Annotated in this window: 14 protein-coding genes; 5 read left to right on the plus strand and 9 right to left on the minus strand. The window is 65.1% G+C overall.

Features of this window, described 5'->3' with window-relative positions; all coding sequences use genetic code 11:
- The first annotated feature begins 104 nt into the window (after positions 1–104).
- Positions 105–1,265 carry an iron-containing alcohol dehydrogenase gene (locus tag ACOAPY_RS18495; protein WP_465154266.1) on the plus strand — a complete coding sequence of 387 codons (1,161 nt, stop codon included), beginning with the start codon at positions 105–107 and terminating at the stop codon, positions 1,263–1,265.
- A gap of 287 nt (positions 1,266–1,552) precedes the next feature.
- On the opposite strand, the gene ACOAPY_RS18500 is transcribed toward ACOAPY_RS18495, so the two are convergent.
- On the minus strand, positions 1,553–3,532 hold the full coding sequence (locus ACOAPY_RS18500; RefSeq protein WP_465154267.1) for a sigma-54-dependent Fis family transcriptional regulator: 1,980 nt from the start codon (positions 3,530–3,532) through the stop codon (positions 1,553–1,555).
- A 290-nt stretch (positions 3,533–3,822) separates the two neighbouring features.
- On the opposite strand from ACOAPY_RS18500, the gene exaC reads away from it, so the two are divergent.
- The 4 genes from exaC to ppa all read left to right on the plus strand — a co-directional run bounded on the left by exaC (position 3,823) and on the right by ppa (position 7,546).
- On the plus strand, positions 3,823–5,343 hold the full coding sequence (exaC, locus tag ACOAPY_RS18505) for an acetaldehyde dehydrogenase ExaC (RefSeq protein WP_465154268.1): 1,521 nt from the start codon (positions 3,823–3,825) through the stop codon (positions 5,341–5,343).
- A gap of 275 nt (positions 5,344–5,618) precedes the next feature.
- Positions 5,619–6,071 carry a GNAT family N-acetyltransferase gene (locus tag ACOAPY_RS18510; protein ID WP_021701811.1) on the plus strand — a complete coding sequence of 151 codons (453 nt, stop codon included), beginning with the start codon at positions 5,619–5,621 and terminating at the stop codon, positions 6,069–6,071.
- Positions 6,072–6,122: 51 nt separating this feature from the next.
- Positions 6,123–6,941 (plus strand): M90 family metallopeptidase, encoded by an 819-nt coding sequence (locus ACOAPY_RS18515; protein ID WP_465154269.1) that lies wholly within the window; start codon positions 6,123–6,125, stop codon positions 6,939–6,941.
- Positions 6,942–7,018: 77 nt separating this feature from the next.
- Positions 7,019–7,546, plus strand: a complete 528-nt coding sequence (gene ppa, locus ACOAPY_RS18520) for an inorganic diphosphatase (protein WP_278955816.1) — start codon at positions 7,019–7,021, stop codon at positions 7,544–7,546.
- Positions 7,547–7,654: 108 nt separating this feature from the next.
- Here the strand turns inward: ppa and ACOAPY_RS18525 are convergent, their stop codons facing one another.
- The 8 genes from ACOAPY_RS18525 to miaA all read right to left on the minus strand — a co-directional run bounded on the left by ACOAPY_RS18525 (position 7,655) and on the right by miaA (position 15,279).
- On the minus strand, positions 7,655–8,950 hold the full coding sequence (locus ACOAPY_RS18525) for an adenylosuccinate synthase (protein ID WP_076583774.1): 1,296 nt from the start codon (positions 8,948–8,950) through the stop codon (positions 7,655–7,657).
- A 54-nt stretch (positions 8,951–9,004) separates the two neighbouring features.
- Positions 9,005–10,192, minus strand: a complete 1,188-nt coding sequence (locus tag ACOAPY_RS18530) for an ATP phosphoribosyltransferase regulatory subunit (RefSeq protein WP_465154270.1) — start codon at positions 10,190–10,192, stop codon at positions 9,005–9,007.
- 34 nt (positions 10,193–10,226) lie between these two features.
- Positions 10,227–10,412 (minus strand): DUF2065 domain-containing protein, encoded by a 186-nt coding sequence (locus ACOAPY_RS18535; protein ID WP_043216759.1) that lies wholly within the window; start codon positions 10,410–10,412, stop codon positions 10,227–10,229.
- Between the two features lie 111 nt (positions 10,413–10,523).
- Positions 10,524–11,393: a protease modulator HflC gene (gene hflC / locus ACOAPY_RS18540; protein ID WP_021701805.1), complete on the minus strand. Its 870-nt coding sequence runs from the start codon at positions 11,391–11,393 to the stop codon at positions 10,524–10,526.
- Positions 11,393–12,544: an FtsH protease activity modulator HflK gene (gene hflK / locus ACOAPY_RS18545; RefSeq protein ID WP_465154271.1), complete on the minus strand. Its 1,152-nt coding sequence runs from the start codon at positions 12,542–12,544 to the stop codon at positions 11,393–11,395. The genes hflC and hflK overlap by 1 nt, the downstream gene beginning before the upstream one ends.
- A gap of 95 nt (positions 12,545–12,639) precedes the next feature.
- A complete protein-coding gene (gene hflX, locus ACOAPY_RS18550) occupies positions 12,640–13,941 on the minus strand; it encodes a ribosome rescue GTPase HflX (protein WP_076424475.1) in 1,302 nt (433 codons plus the stop codon).
- Positions 13,942–13,953: 12 nt separating this feature from the next.
- Complete coding sequence (gene hfq, locus ACOAPY_RS18555; RefSeq protein WP_021701802.1) at positions 13,954–14,208, minus strand: RNA chaperone Hfq; 255 nt, start codon at positions 14,206–14,208, stop codon at positions 13,954–13,956.
- A gap of 99 nt (positions 14,209–14,307) precedes the next feature.
- Entirely contained in the window at positions 14,308–15,279 is a 972-nt protein-coding gene (gene miaA / locus ACOAPY_RS18560; protein WP_465154272.1) for a tRNA (adenosine(37)-N6)-dimethylallyltransferase MiaA, read from the minus strand.
- Between the last annotated feature and the right edge of the window lie 79 nt (positions 15,280–15,358).

Raw genomic sequence — 15,358 nt, forward strand, 5'->3', positions numbered from 1 at the left:
GGGGTTGGGGGAGAGGGCCGGGCAGCACCCTCTCCCCAGCCCTCTCCCGTAAACGGGAGAGGGAGTGTTCGTCTCACCACCACCGTCTCGAAGAGGCCCGTGCCATGAGCAAGACCGCCAACTGGAACTACCCCACCTCGGTGCGCTTCGGCGCCGGGCGCATCAAGGAGCTGCCGGCGCTGTGCCAGAGCCTTGGCATGCAGCGCCCGCTGCTGGTCACCGATCGCGGCCTGGGGGCGGCACCGATCACCACCGCCACCCTCGCCCTACTGCAGGATGCCGGCCTCGGCGCGGCAATCTTCAGCGATCTCAAGCCCAACCCGGTGGGCGCCAACCTCGACGCCGGCCTGGCTGCGTACCACGCCGGCAAGCACGACGGGGTGGTTGCCTTCGGCGGCGGCAGCGGCCTGGACATGGGCAAGCTGATCGCCTTCATGAGCGGCCAGGCGCGCCCGGTCTGGGACTATGAAGACGTCGGCGACTGGTGGACCCGCGCAGATCCCAGGGGCATCGCGCCCATCATCGCCGTGCCGACTACCGCCGGTACCGGCTCGGAAGTCGGCCGCGCCGGCATCCTCACCGACGAGCGCACGCATACCAAGCGCATCATCTTCCACCCGCAGATGATGCCGAAGATCGTCATCAGCGATCCCGAGCTGACCGTCGGCATGCCCGCCTGGGTCACCGCCGGCACCGGCATGGACGCTTTCTCGCACTGCCTGGAGGCCTACTGCGCGCCAGGCTTCCACCCGCTGGCCGATGGCATCGCGGTGGAAGGCATGCGCCTGGTGCAGCAGTCGCTGGTCCGCGCCGTACGCCAGCCCGATGACCTCGACGCGCGCGCCGACATGCTGGCCGCCGCCGCCATGGGCGCCACCGCTTTCCAGAAGGGGTTGGGCGGCATGCACGCCCTGGCGCACCCGATCGGCGCGCTGTACGACACCCACCACGGCATGACCAACGCCACGCTGATGCCCTATGTGCTGAAGTTCAACCGCAGCGCCATCGAGGAGCGCATCACCCGCCTGGCCGCCTACCTGGGCCTGGCCAATCCCGGCTTCGACAGTTTCCTCGACCTGGTCATGCGCCTGCGCAGCGACACCGGCGTGCCGCACAGCCTGGCCGAGCTGGGTGTGAATGATGGCAAGACGGCGCTGATCGCCCAGATGGCCGTGGTCGACCCCTCGGCCGGCGGCAACCCGCTACCGTTGAGCGAGACCAGCGTCAGCCAGCTGTTCAGCGATGCCTTGCACGGGCGCCTCTGAGCGCTGGACGAAAAACCACCCGCGCGCCACAACACAGGCCCGACGCTGCTCCGGGCGATGGCCGAACAGCTTGTCCACAGCGTTACCCAAGGCTGCTGTGGACAAGCTCGGGGCGCCGCGGATGCGCCACACGCTGGCTGGAAAACAGGCAACCGGCGGCACGCCGCGGCAGCGCTCGCGCGCCTGGGAGTGCACACAGCTTACCCACAGGCTGATGCACAGCAACTGTGCTTAACCTGATCGCCAAGTCACTGAATTAGCTCGAAATTCAACCAGAGGCCGGAGACTCAAGGGCGATCCGGGCTGGCGCCAGCTGCCGACAGCTTATCCACAGCTTCATCCACCCCAACCGGGGATAACCGCGTACGGCGAATGCCGTGGCGCTGCAGCTTGCGATACAGGGTATTGCGGCTGATGCCGAGCTCGGCCGCGACCCGACTGACATGCCAGCACTGCGCTTCCAGCAGGCGCAGCAGCGTGTCGCGCTCGGCCCGGGCCAAGGGGTCATCGACCCGCTCGACCGATGCCAGTACCTGCGGTGCGCCACGCACCTCGTCGGGCAAATCCTCCAGGTCGATCCAGTCGTCCTCGCACAACGCCAGCAGGGTGCGCAGCACGGTGCGCATCTGCCGCACGTTGCCCGGCCAGGCGTAATCCAGCAAGGCCTGACGGGCCGCCGGCGCCAGAGTCACCACCGCGCCCCGGGCCTCTTCGCTCAGCAACTGGTCGAGCAGCGCCGCACGGTCCTGGCGCTCGCGCAGAGCCGGCAGGTGCAACTTCAGGCCGTTGAGGCGGTAGTACAGGTCCTCGCGAAACTGCCCGGCAGCCACCAGTTCGCCGAGATCGCGGTGGCTGGCACTGATCAGGCGCAGATCCACCGGCTGCGCCTCCACAGCCCCCACGGGCACCACCGCACGCTCCTCCAGCACGCGCAGCAGGCGCGTCTGCATCAGCAACGGCATGTCGCCGATCTCGTCGAGGAACAGGGTGCCACCGTCTGCCTGTTGCAGCTTGCCGCGCATGCCTTCCTTGCGCGCGCCGGTAAAGCTGCCGCCGCGGTAGCCGAACAGCTCGCTCTCGATCAGAGCTTCGGGGATGGCCGCGCAGTTGATCGCAACAAAGGCCCTGCTCCCGCGCGAGCCGGCCTGGTGCAGGGCACGCGCCAGCACTTCCTTACCCGAGCCGGTCTCGCCACTGAGCAGTAGCGGCACGTCACGCTCGTAGACCTTCAGGCCGCGGCGGAACAGCTCGGCCAACTGCGGGTCCTGCAGGCAGGCTCCAGACGGCTGGACCTTGGCCGGCGCAGGGCGTGCGGGCAGCGCCGCAGCACGCTCGCGGCGCTTGCCACGCAGCATGGCATGCAGCACCTGCCCCTCATGGGTACGCAGCGGCCAGGCTGCGGCAGGCTGCGCGGTGGCGCGGGCGAACAGCTCGTCCAGCGGCACGTCAAACAGCGTCTCCAGCGAGCGCCCCAGCAGTTCGATACGCGCCATACCGAGTAGATTCAGGGCGCTCTGATTGGCCGCGCGCACCCGGCCATCGCCATCGAAGGCCAGCAGCCCCTCACTGAACAGGCCGATGTACTCGGCCTGGGCATGGAAGCGCAGCAGCCACTCCTGCTCGTAACTGCGCATGAAGTAGCAGCCCTCGATGGCCTTGGCCGACAGGTTGACCAGAGCCATGGTGTGAAACTGACTCTGCCGCGACACCTCGCGCTGCGCCGATGACACATCGAGCACTGCCAGCAGCTGGCCATGGGGGTCGAATACCGGACTGGCGGAACAGGTCAGTCCGGTGTGGCGCGAGCGGAAATGCTCGTCCTGATGAATCGTCAGTGGCTGGCGCTCGACCAGGCAGGTACCGATGCCGTTGGTGCCCTCGCAGGCCTCGCTCCAGTCAGCCCCCAGCCACAGGCCGGCGCGCTCGAAGGCCGGCTGCTCGGCCTGGCCGGTGACACAGTTGAGGATGACTCCGCGCGCGTCGGTCAGCAGCACCGCGTTGCCGGACGCAGCCAACTGGCGGTGCAGGCTGTTCATCTCGCCGCTGGCGATCTCCAGCACCTGACGCGCGCGCTCGCGGCACTCGAGCATACGCGCGTGCTCCAGCACCACAGGCGCCATGCTCTGCGCCGGGTCCAGGTGATGCTGCTGCAGGCAGCGCAGCCAGGAACGGGCTACCGCCGGATCTGTCGCGGGGCCGGCCAACACCGCCCCGCCCTGCGCCACGTCCAGCACCTGCTGGGCATGGCGGCTCTGTTGAGTGCGCATTGTTCTTGTTCTCCGCCGCAGGGAATCACCCCCGCTTCGGATCAGCATCCACCAGGCCCACGCCCAATGCAACGGCAAAGTGACCGGCGAGTCCGCTACTGTCCCGCCGACGGGACAAAGTGTCACGGCGCTCCGTCACGCGGGTGCAACGCTGTCACTGTGGCAGACCGCGCCGATGCCACGCGAGCCACGCACGGCGCGGCTTTGCGTTGTCTGGCCCGGCGCTTGCTCTGGCTAAAGGGTCGTCTCGACGTCCTCCCGAACAAACACAAGAACCAGGAGCACTGCCCATGATCTACGCCCAACCCGGCACCCCCGGCGCCATCGTTTCCTTCAAGGCGCGCTACGGCAACTTCATCGGCGGCGAGTTCGTCGCCCCGGCAGGCGGCCGCCATTTCACCAACACCTCGCCGGTCAATGGCCAGCCCATCGCCGAATTCCCCCGCTCCGACGCCGCCGACATCGACAAGGCGCTGGATGCCGCGCATGCCGCCGCCGACGCCTGGGGCCGCACCAGCGTGCAGGAACGCTCCCATATCCTGCTGAAGATCGCCGACCGCATCGAAGCCAATCTGGAGCTGCTGGCCGTCACCGAGACCTGGGACAACGGCAAGGCAGTACGTGAAACGCTGAACGCCGACATCCCACTGGCGGCCGACCACTTCCGCTACTTCGCCGGCTGCATTCGCGCCCAGGAAGGCGGCGCCGCCGAGATCGACGCCAATACCGTGGCCTACCACATCCATGAGCCACTGGGCGTGGTCGGACAGATCATCCCGTGGAACTTCCCGCTGCTGATGGCCGCCTGGAAACTCGCTCCGGCCCTGGCCGCCGGCAACTGCATCGTGCTCAAGCCGGCCGAGCAGACGCCACTGGGCATCAGCGTGCTGATGGAACTGATCGGCGACCTGCTGCCAGCCGGCGTGCTCAACGTGGTGCACGGCTACGGCAAAGAGGCAGGCGAGGCGCTGGCCACCAGCAAGCGCATCGCCAAGATCGCCTTCACCGGTTCCACCCCGGTCGGCTCGCACATCCTCAAGTGCGCCGCCGAGAACATCATCCCGTCGACCGTGGAGCTGGGCGGCAAGAGCCCGAACATCTACTTCGAGGACATCATGCAGGCCGAGCCGGCCTTCATCGAGAAAGCCGCGGAAGGCCTGGTCCTGGCCTTCTTCAACCAGGGCGAGGTGTGCACCTGCCCGTCGCGAGCACTGGTGCAGGAATCCATCTACCCGGCGTTCATGGCGGAGGTGATGAAGAAGGTCGCCGCCATCAAGCGCGGCAACCCGCTGGACACCGAGACCATGGTTGGCGCCCAGGCCTCCGAGCAGCAGTTCGACAAGATCCTCAGCTACCTGCAGATCGCCCAGCAGGAGGGCGCCGAGGTACTCACCGGCGGCGGCGTGGAACAGCTGGCGGGCGATCTGGCCAGCGGCTATTACATCCAGCCGACCCTGCTCAAGGGCCACAACAAGATGCGCGTGTTCCAGGAGGAAATCTTCGGCCCGGTGGTGGGCGTCACCACCTTCAAGGACGAGGCCGAAGCCCTGGCGATCGCCAACGACACCGAGTTCGGCCTCGGCGCCGGCCTGTGGACCCGCGACATCAACCGTGCCTACCGCATGGGCCGCGCCATCAAGGCCGGACGAGTGTGGACCAACTGCTACCACCTGTACCCGGCACACGCCGCTTTCGGTGGCTACAAGAAATCGGGGGTCGGCCGCGAAACCCACAAGATGATGCTCGACCACTATCAGCAGACCAAGAACCTGCTGGTCAGCTACGACATCAACCCGCTCGGCTTCTTCTGAGTCAGCCGCACGCAGACGCCGCTCCCAGGCGGCGTCTTCTCCTGCCCACTCCCAGCACCAGCCCTGCGCGGCGAGAAACGACTAGGCTTCACGCCATCCGCAGCGGTCACTCGCCGAGGTGGAGAACAGTCCAGACGCCCTGGCAGTTTTGCGATCATTGCCACGCCGAAAATCAAACGCTTGCTTGGATTGCGCTTTCCATCCGCTTTAGGCAGCATCGGACTGAAGATTGACACTGAGCCAATTTCACCACTCCACCAACGCCGAGGCCCGCCATGCGCATTGTCCAAGCTACCCTGGAGCACCTGGACCTGCTGACCCCGCTGTTCATCAAGTACCGTGAATTCTATGGCGAGCTGCCCTTCCCGGACTCCTCGCGCAAGTTCCTCGAGACCCGCCTCAAGCGCAAGGAGTCGGTGATCTACCTGGCCCTGGCCGATGACGAGGACAAGCTGCTCGGCTACTGCCAGCTGTTCCCCAGCTACTCCTCGCTGTCGCTCAAGCGCGTGTGGATTCTCAACGACATCTTCGTCGCCGAGGATGCCCGCCGCATGCTGGTCGCCGACCGCCTGCTGCAGACTGCCAAACAGATGGCCAAGGACACCAACGCCGTGCGCATGCGCGTAGCCACCAGCGTGAGCAACGAAGTGGCGCAGAAGACCTACGAATCGATCGGCTTCCGCGAAGACACCCGCTTCAAGAACTACACCCTCGAGCTGGGCGACTGATGGCCCCGGCGGACAGGCTGAACGCCGTCCGCCGCCTCCCGAGACATTCGCATGTGGTCGTACCGCGCCTGGCGTCGCCGGCGCATTCTCGCTCGCTCGCCCTACACCGCCCAGCACTGGCACAGCGTGCGCGCACGCCTGCCGATCCTCGACGGCCTCAGCGAAGCCGAGGAGCAGCGGCTGTTCCAGCGCGCCGTCCTGTTCCTGCATCACAAGCACCTGACCGCCCTGCCCGGCGTCGTGCTGGATGACACCGATCGCCTGACCCTGGCCGCGCAGGCCGAGCTGCCGCTGCTACACCTGGCCGACCTGGACTGGTACCAGGGTTTCCACGAGATCGTCCTGTACCCGGACGACTTCGTCAGCCCGCAGCGTCACCGCGACGCCGCCGGCGTCGAGCACGAATGGGACGACGAGCGTAGCGGCGAAGCCTGGCACCAGGGCCCAGTGATCCTCGCCTGGCCCGGCGTGCAAAGCAGTGGCGGCTGGGATGCCTACAACCTGGTGATCCACGAACTGGCGCACAAGCTGGACATGCTCAATGGCGATGCCAACGGCCTGCCCCCGCTGCATCGCGACATGCGCATCGATGCCTGGGCACAGGCCATGCAGCAGGCCTACGACCAGATGAATGACGAACTCGATGCCGACCCCGAGGCGCAAACGGCCATCGACCCTTATGCGGCCGAGAACCCCGCCGAGTTCTTCGCCGTCACCAGCGAATACTTCTTCACCGCCCCCGACCTGCTGCAGCAGGCTTTTCCGGCCGTTTACGCCCAGCTCGCGGCCTTCTACCGCCAGGACCCACTGGCGCGTCTGCAGGGTCTGCAGCAAAACCACCCGGATTACCGCGACACGACCAACGGATAATCGTCTGGACGTAGTAACGCCGGGGGAATGTGCCTATAATCCGCCCACTTTTTTGGCCCACCCCTGGGGAGTCGCCCATGAGCTACAGCAAAGTCCCGGCCGGCAAAGACGTGCCGAACGACATCTACGTCGCCATCGAAATCCCGGCCAACCATGCGCCGATCAAATACGAAATCGATCACGACACCGATTGCCTGTTCGTCGATCGTTTCATGGCCACCCCGATGTTCTACCCGGCCAACTACGGTTTCATCCCGCACACCCTGGCCGATGACGGTGACCCCCTCGACGTGCTGGTCGTGACCCCGTATCCGGTTGCTCCGGGCTCGGTCATCCGCTGCCGTCCGGTCGGCGTGCTGAACATGACCGACGAAGCCGGCGGTGACGCCAAGCTGATCGCCGTCCCGCACGACAAGCTGAGCCAGCTGTACGTGGACGTGAAGGAATACACCGACCTGCCGGCCCTGCTGCTGGAGCAGATCAAGCACTTCTTCGAGAACTACAAGGATCTCGAGAAGGGCAAGTGGGTCAAGGTCGAAGGTTGGGAAGGCGCCGATGCCGCCCGCCAAGCCATTCTGAAGGCGGTAGCGGCTTACCAGAAGTAAGCCAACACCACCCCCTGAAGGCCGGCCACAAGCCGGCCTTTTTATTACCTGCGATTTTTATCGTCCACAAAAAAGGCCGCTTGCGCGGCCTTTTTATCGATCAAACGATCAGGCGAACGGATGACGCAGGACGATGGTCTCGTTGCGATCCGGGCCGGTGGAGATGATGTCGATCGGCGCGCCGACCAGTTCTTCCACGCGCTTGATGTAGGCACGAGCCGCTGCCGGCAGCTCTTCCAGGCTCTTGGCTCCCACGGTGGAGTCGCTCCAGCCCGGCATCTCCTCGTACACCGGCTGCAGGCCGATGTAGCTGTCGGCGTCGGTCGGTGCGTCGACCAGCAGGTTGCCCTGGGCGTCCTTGTAACCGGTGCAGATGCGGATGGTCTCCAGGCCGTCGAGCACGTCCAGCTTGGTCAGGCAAAGGCCGGAGATGCTGTTGATCTCGATGGCACGGCGCAGGATCACGGCATCGAACCAGCCGCAGCGACGGGCACGACCGGTGGTGGAGCCGAACTCGTGGCCTTTCTTGGCCAGGTAGGCGCCGGTCTCGTCGAACAGCTCGGTGGGGAACGGGCCGGAGCCGACACGGGTGGTGTAGGCCTTGGTGATGCCGAGGATGTAGTCCAGGTACAGCGGGCCGAAACCGGAACCGGTGGCGGTCCCGCCGGCGGTGGTGTTGGAGCTGGTGACGTACGGGTAGGTGCCGTGGTCGATGTCCAGCAGCGAGCCCTGGGCACCTTCGAACATGATGTCCTTGTCGGCGCGGCGCAGCTCGTGCAGCTCGGCGGTGACGTCGGTCATCATCGGGCGCAGCTGTTCGGCATAGGCCATGCACTCGTCCAGGGTAGCCTGGAAGTCGATGGCCGGCTCCTTGTAATAATTGACCAGCACGAAGTTGTGGTAGTCGAGCAGCTCGCCCAGCTTGGAGGCGAAGCGCTCGCGGTGGAACAGATCGCCAACGCGCAGGCCGCGACGCGCCACCTTGTCTTCGTAGGCCGGGCCGATACCGCGACCGGTGGTGCCGATCTTGGCGTCACCGCGGGCCTTCTCGCGAGCCTGGTCGAGGGCCACGTGGTAGGACAGAATCAGCGGGCAGGACGGGCTGATGCGCAGACGCTCACGCACCGGTACACCCTTCTCTTCCAGCTTGGTGATCTCGCGCATCAGGGCGTCGGGGGCGACCACCACACCGTTGCCGATCAGGCAGCGTACGCCTTCGCGCAGGATGCCGGACGGGATCAGGTGCAGCACGGTCTTCTCGCCGTCGATGACCAGGGTGTGGCCAGCGTTGTGACCGCCCTGATAGCGCACCACGGCGGCGGCCTGCTCGGTCAGCAGATCGACGATCTTGCCCTTGCCCTCATCACCCCACTGGGTGCCCAGGACCACGACATTCTTACCCATAACACTTGTCCTCTTTCGGAAGCTCGATGCCGGTCACGGCCGGCGGAAAACTCGTCAGGACGCCAGCGGCGCCACTTGCCAACGTCCATCGCGCAGCTGCAACTGGCGATCACAACCCGCCTCGCGCGCCGCGCCAACATCCTGTCCGGGCAACGCCTGGACCACGCGCACGCCCTCGCTGCGCAGGCGCTGCACGGCCTGCCACAGGTACAGGTCATGATGATCCGGTGCCCACACGCCGGCTTCCTGCGCCTCGACCTGCATGTCACCCAGGGTCACCAGGGTCTTCAGGTCAGTGGAGAAACCGGTGGCCGGGCGCGCCCGGCCGAAGTTGCCTCCGACGTCATCGTAGCGACCGCCCTGGGCGATGGACTGGCCAACACCCGGCACGAACGCGGCGAACACCACGCCGGTGTGGTAGTGGTAGCCACGCAGTTCACCAAGGTCGAAATACAGCGGCAGTTCGGGATAACGCAGTTCCAACTGGTCGGCGATCGCCACCAGCTGATCCAGTGCGGCATGCACCTCGTCTGGCGCCTCGACCAGGCAGGCCTGGGCCAGGTCCAGCACTTCGCGGCCGCCACACAGCTCGACCAGCGCACGCAGCATGGTGGCCAAGTGCGGCTGCAGGGACTCGGTGAGCGCATCGACCTCGTCGATGGCCTTGCGCTGCAGGGCGTCGAACAACTGCTGCTCAGCCTCACCGGACAGCCCGGCGGCGCGGGCCAGGCCGCGGTAGATGCCGACATGACCGAGGTCCATGTGCACATCCGGCACACGCGCCAGGGCCAGGGTATCGAGCATCAGGCTGATGACTTCGACATCGCTGGCCGGGCTGGCGTCGCCGTACAGCTCGGCACCCAGCTGGATCGGGCTGCGCGAGGTGGCGAGTGCCCGCGGCTTGGCGTGCAGCACACTGCCGGCATAGCACAGGCGGCTCGGACCCTCGCGACGCAGGGTGTGCGCATCCATCCGCGCCACCTGCGGGGTGATGTCGGCCCGAAAGCCCATCTGCCGCCCGGACAGCGGATCGGTCACCTTGAAGGTGCGCAGATCCAGGTCCTGACCGGCACCGGTGAGCAGGGACTCGAGGTATTCGATGTGCGGGGTGACGACGAACTCGTAACCCCAACGCTGGAACAGATCCAGCACCTGGCGGCGTGCCGCCTCGATCAGTGCCGCTTCCGGCGGCAGTACTTCTTCGATGCCATCTGGCAGGAGCCAGCGGTCTACCGTTGCCATTTCGCCATTCCCCTCTCGGTACGGGCGGCAGCCTTCAGTGAAGCAGATACAGGAGGGCAGTCCCCAGCAGCATGCTGGCCAGCCCCATGAGGCGCAGCTGACGATCCGGCAGCTGCACCAGTTGCGCGATTGCGCCGCGCCAACGTCGCGGATAGAGGAACGGCAGGATGCCTTCCAGCACCAGCATTAGACAAAAAGCGATGCCCAGTTCCTGCCACATGATTCCCGCAGACGCAAAAAAGCCGGGCATTTTCCCGGCTGACCCATGATAACACGTTTTCCCCGGAGGTCACCCCGACGTGGCCGAACGGCCACGCCAGGGCACACCGGATCAGGGCTTGGGCTGCTGCAGATAGCGGAAGAAATCGCTGCTCGGATCCAGCACCAGCACATCGCTCTTGCTCGAGAAGCTTTCGCGATAGGCACCCAGGCTACGGTAGAAGGCGTAGAACTCGGCATCCTGGTTGTAGGCCGCGGCGTAGATGGCGGCCGCCTTGGCGTCACCATCACCGCGAACCTCTTCCGCCTCACGGTAGGCATCGGCCAGGATCACGCGTTTCTGGCGGTCGGCATCGGCACGAATGCCCTCGGCCAGCTCGCGGCCCTTGGCGCGGTGCTCGCGGGCTTCGCGTTCACGCTCCGAGCTCATGCGATCGAACACGCTGCGATAGACCTCTTTCGGCAGGTCGATGGCCTTGACGCGTACATCGACCACCTCGATACCCAGCTCCTTCTGCGCCATGCCGTTGAGCGACTTGGTGATGTCCGCCATCAGCAGGTCACGCTCACCGGAAACCACCTCATGCAGGGTGCGGGTACCGAACTGGTTGGCCAGTGCGGTGATCAGACGCTGCGACAGGCGGTCATCGGCGATCTGGCGAATACCCGAGGTCGCGGTGTAGAAGTGCTCGGCATCAGCCACTCGCCACTTGGCATAGGCATCGACCATCACCGCCTTCTTTTCCTTGGTCAGGATGCGCTGAATCGGCGATTCCAGGGTGAGCAGGCGGCCGTCGAACTTGCGCACCTGGTTCATCAGCGGCACCTTGAAGTGCAGCCCCGGCTTGACGTCCGGGTTCTGGATCTTACCGAACTGCAGCAGCACGGCCTTCTCGGTCTGGTAGACGATATAGATGCTGTTCCACGCCACGATGGCAAGGAGCACGCCCCCGATCAGGGCAAACAGGGATTTATTGCTCATCAGCGGCTCTCCCTCGTGCGCAGCTCACGCTGCTGCAGGTCGTTGATGATGCGCGTCGCGCCCTCGCTCGAGGCGGTACCCGCCTGGCCTGCGGCACCGGCCGGTGCCGTCGGGCGGGAGTCGATCATCTTGTCGAGCGGCAGGTAGAGCAGGTTGTTCTGCCCGTCCTTGCCAGTCACCAGCACCTTGCTGGTGCTGCCGTAGACCTGCTGCATGGTGTCCAGATAAAGACGCTGACGCGTCACTTCAGGCGCCTTGCGGTACTCGGCCAGCAGCTTGCTGAAGCGATCGGCCTCACCTTGGGCACGCGCCACTACCTCGTCGCGGTAGCCGTTGGCTTCCTCGATGAGGCGCTGAGCCTGACCACGAGCCTCGGGCACCACACCGTTGGCGTAGGTTTCGGCCTGATTCTTCTCGCGCTGCTCGTCCTCACGGGCACGAATCACGTCATCAAAGGCATCCTTGACCTCGGCCGGAGCCGTGGCGCGCTGGATGTTGACCTGGGTGACGGTGATGCCGGTGCCGTAGTCGTTGAGGAACTTCTGCAGGCGCTGGCTGACTTCCTGGCCCATCTGCTCACGGCCGAGGGTAATCACCTCATCCATGGAGGTGGAACCAGCGACATGGCGCAGAGCGCTTTCGGTGGCGTGCTGCAGGCTCACCTCGGGCGCATCGACGTTGAGCACGAAGTACTGCAGGTTGCTGATCTTGTACTGCACGGTCAGCGGCACCTCGACGATGTTCTCGTCCTCGGTGAGCATCTGCCCCTGCAGCGTGAAGGAGCGTTCGCGCGTGACGTTTTCCTGGAACTTCTTCTCGAAGGGCGGGAAGTAGATATTCAGGCCCTGTTCGACAGTCCGGTTGTACTCACCCAGGCGCAAAACAACCGCCTGCTCCTGAGCATCGACGATGTACACGGCATTCCACAGCCAGACCGCGCCGAGCAGAGCGGCACCGATGCCGAGCATGCCCCAGCCACCGCCCTGGCCTTCGCCATCGCGTTTCTTGCCGCCACCGAAGATGCCGTTGAGGCTCTCCTGCAGCTTGCGGAAGGCCTCGTCGAGGTCCGGCGGCCCCTGGCGTCCACCGCCCTTGCGGCCGCCCCAGGGATCCTGATTGTTCGAGTTGCCACCCGGCTCATTCCAAGCCATAGCGCTCTCCATCTAATAAAGCGAAGACGCGCCCGCGGCGCGCCGGCCCATGCTACCGAAGCACCCGAGCTGCCGCAAAAGCGACGGCCCGGGCTTTATTGCAAAGTGTGTTGCTCAAGGAAATCCTGCGGCTTCAGCCCTTCGCGACTGACCAGGCGATTCAGCTCGGCGCGCGGCAGGCGGATGGCCAGCAGCGTATCGCCCGCCTCGTCGTGCGACTCGCTCTGTACCGCGTTCAACTCGAAGAACTGCGCACGCAAACGCCCCAGGCGCTGCGGCAGGCGCAGCGTGCCAACGAACAGATCCTCGCCAAGCAGTTCGGCCACCGCCTGACGCAGCAGTTCGAGGCCTTTGCCGTCGCGCGCGGAAAGCCAAACGCGCTCCGGTTTGCCATCGCCGTCGCGCTGAATCTGCGGTTCAACGCCCTCGACCAAGTCGATCTTGTTGTACACCTCGAGAATCGGCAGCTCGTTGGCACCGATCTCACCCAGCACCGCCATGACCTGCTCGATCTGCTGATCACGCTCCGGCTCATGCGAATCGATCACGTGCAGCAGCAGGTCGGAATTGCTTGATTCTTCCAGGGTGGCGCGAAACGCCTCGACCAACTTGTGCGGCAGATGACGGATGAAACCCACCGTATCGGCCAGCACCACCGGCCCCAGATCATCCAGCTCAAGGCGACGCAGGGTCGGGTCGAGGGTGGCGAACAACTGGTCGGCCGCATAGACCTCGGAAGTGGTCAGCGCATTGAACAACGTGGATTTGCCGGCGTTGGTGTAGCCCACCAGCGACACCGAGGGGATATCCGCACGGCGGCGGCCGCGACGAGCCTGCTCGCGCTGGCTGCGCACCTTCTCCAGCTTCTGCTTGATCTGGCGAATGCGCACACGCAGCAGACGACGGTCGGTTTCCAGCTGGGTTTCACCCGGGCCGCGCAGGCCGATACCACCCTTCTGCCGCTCCAGGTGGGTCCAGCCACGCACCAGGCGCGTGCTCATGTGGTCCAGCTGGGCGAGCTCGACCTGCAGCTTGCCCTCATGGGTACGGGCGCGTTGGGCGAAGATATCGAGGATCAGCCCGGTGCGATCCAGTACGCGGCACTCGAAAACGCGCTCGAGGTTACGCTCCTGGCTGGGCGTGAGGGTGTGATTGAAGATGACCAGCTCGGCCTCGGACTCCTTGACCAGATCGCGCAACTCCTCGACCTTGCCACTGCCGATGAGGAATTTTGCGGTCGGCATGTGTCGCGACACGGTGACCAACGCCACCATGTCCGCACCGGCCGACAGAGCCAGGTCCTGAAACTCCTGCGGATCTTCGGCCGCCTCGGGGTTACTGCCTTCCAGGTGAACGAGAATGGCCCGCTCACCGCCGCCGTGACGCTCGAAGAACAAGTCAGGCTCCTATCAGGCGTTGCCCGGCTCGACCTGCTCGCCTTCGGTCGCACTGGGCAGGCGCACCGGGCGGCTCGGCACCACGGTGGAGATGGCGTGTTTGTAGACCATCTGGCTGACAGTGTTCTTCAGCAAAATCACGAACTGGTCGAAGGATTCGATCTGGCCTTGCAGTTTGATGCCGTTGACCAGATAGATGGAAACCGGTACGCGTTCCTTACGCAGGGTATTCAGGTAAGGGTCTTGTAGCGAATGCCCTTTTGACATGTGCCGCACTCCTTAAGGTTCAAAATGTAGTAAAGCAAAAATGGCTTATGCCGTATCAGCCTCAAAAGCCAAGGATAGACGGCGAACAGGCGGGTCTCATCACAATATGGAGACCGCCCTCAGGTATTTCAAGGCACGCGTCAGATTGTCACTGGCCAGGCTGTCCAGCCAGTACAGGCTTTCCCAGCCGCGCAGCCAGGTAAACTGGCGCTTGGCCAACTGACGCGTGGCGATGACGCCCCGCTCCGCCATCTCTTCGCGGCTCAGGCGACCGTCCAGGTAATCCCATACCTGGCGATAACCGACCGCACGAATCGACGGCAACCCCGCATGCAGATCTTCCCGCAGGCGCAGCGCTTCGACCTCTTCGACAAAGCCCTGTTCCAGCATCAGGTGAAATCGGCGGGCGATCCGCTCGTGCAGCACCTGGCGCTGCTCGGGAGCGATGGCGAATTGCGCGACAGTATAAGGCAATTGCCCCACGCCAGGCGCCTGTAGACCGCCATTTTGAGCCATTTGCCGCTGCCGATGCGCAGTCATGCTCAATCCGCTGACGCGATACACCTCCAGCGCCCGCACCAGCCGCTGGGGATCGTTGGGATGGATGCGTGCTGCCGACTCCGGATCGACGCGCGCCAGCTCACGGTGCAGCGCCTCCCAGCCCTCGACGGCCGCCCAGGCCTCCAGCTCGGCGCGTACCGCGGGGTCGGCGCCCGGCATATCGGCCAAGCCTTCCAGCAAGGCCTTGTAATAGAGCATGGTGCCGCCCACCAGCAGCGGAATGCGCCCGCGCGCGGTGATCTCGGCCATCGCGGCCAGGGCGTCGGCGCGAAACTCGGCCGCCGAGTAGCTCTCGACCGGATCACGGATATCCACCAGGCGATGCGGATAACACGCCAGCGTGGCCTTGTCCGGCTTCGCCGTACCGATGTCCATACCCCGGTAGATCAGTGCCGAATCGACGCTGATCAGCTCGCAAGGCAACGCATCCGCCAGGGCCAGGGCCAGGTCGGTCTTGCCGGAAGCGGTGGGACCCATCAAAAAGATGGCGGGAGGCAGGCGCTCGGTCATAACTCTGCAATCACTCTCCAAGCGCACATGTGCGGCTCAGACGAGGCTTCTAGGAAGGGGCCGGATCGGCAAGAGGCGC

Origin of the sequence: Pseudomonas stagnisoli (assembly GCF_048595745.1) — a bacterium.
Taxonomy (GTDB): domain Bacteria; phylum Pseudomonadota; class Gammaproteobacteria; order Pseudomonadales; family Pseudomonadaceae; genus Aquipseudomonas; species Aquipseudomonas alcaligenes_A.

What these genes read in the sequence shown, in the direction of transcription:
- ACOAPY_RS18495 (WP_465154266.1), top strand. Translation starts at nt 105, where the DNA reads ATGAGCAAGACCGCCAACTGGAACTACCCCACCTCGGTGCGCTTCGGC.
- ACOAPY_RS18500 (WP_465154267.1), bottom strand. Translation starts at nt 3,532, where the DNA reads ATGCGCACTCAACAGAGCCGCCATGCCCAGCAGGTGCTGGACGTGGCG.
- exaC (WP_465154268.1), top strand. Translation starts at nt 3,823, where the DNA reads ATGATCTACGCCCAACCCGGCACCCCCGGCGCCATCGTTTCCTTCAAG.
- ACOAPY_RS18510 (WP_021701811.1), top strand. Translation starts at nt 5,619, where the DNA reads ATGCGCATTGTCCAAGCTACCCTGGAGCACCTGGACCTGCTGACCCCG.
- ACOAPY_RS18515 (WP_465154269.1), top strand. Translation starts at nt 6,123, where the DNA reads ATGTGGTCGTACCGCGCCTGGCGTCGCCGGCGCATTCTCGCTCGCTCG.
- ppa (WP_278955816.1), top strand. Translation starts at nt 7,019, where the DNA reads ATGAGCTACAGCAAAGTCCCGGCCGGCAAAGACGTGCCGAACGACATC.
- ACOAPY_RS18525 (WP_076583774.1), bottom strand. Translation starts at nt 8,950, where the DNA reads ATGGGTAAGAATGTCGTGGTCCTGGGCACCCAGTGGGGTGATGAGGGC.
- ACOAPY_RS18530 (WP_465154270.1), bottom strand. Translation starts at nt 10,192, where the DNA reads ATGGCAACGGTAGACCGCTGGCTCCTGCCAGATGGCATCGAAGAAGTA.
- ACOAPY_RS18535 (WP_043216759.1), bottom strand. Translation starts at nt 10,412, where the DNA reads ATGTGGCAGGAACTGGGCATCGCTTTTTGTCTAATGCTGGTGCTGGAA.
- hflC (WP_021701805.1), bottom strand. Translation starts at nt 11,393, where the DNA reads ATGAGCAATAAATCCCTGTTTGCCCTGATCGGGGGCGTGCTCCTTGCC.
- hflK (WP_465154271.1), bottom strand. Translation starts at nt 12,544, where the DNA reads ATGGCTTGGAATGAGCCGGGTGGCAACTCGAACAATCAGGATCCCTGG.
- hfq (WP_021701802.1), bottom strand. Translation starts at nt 14,208, where the DNA reads ATGTCAAAAGGGCATTCGCTACAAGACCCTTACCTGAATACCCTGCGT.
- miaA (WP_465154272.1), bottom strand. Translation starts at nt 15,279, where the DNA reads ATGACCGAGCGCCTGCCTCCCGCCATCTTTTTGATGGGTCCCACCGCT.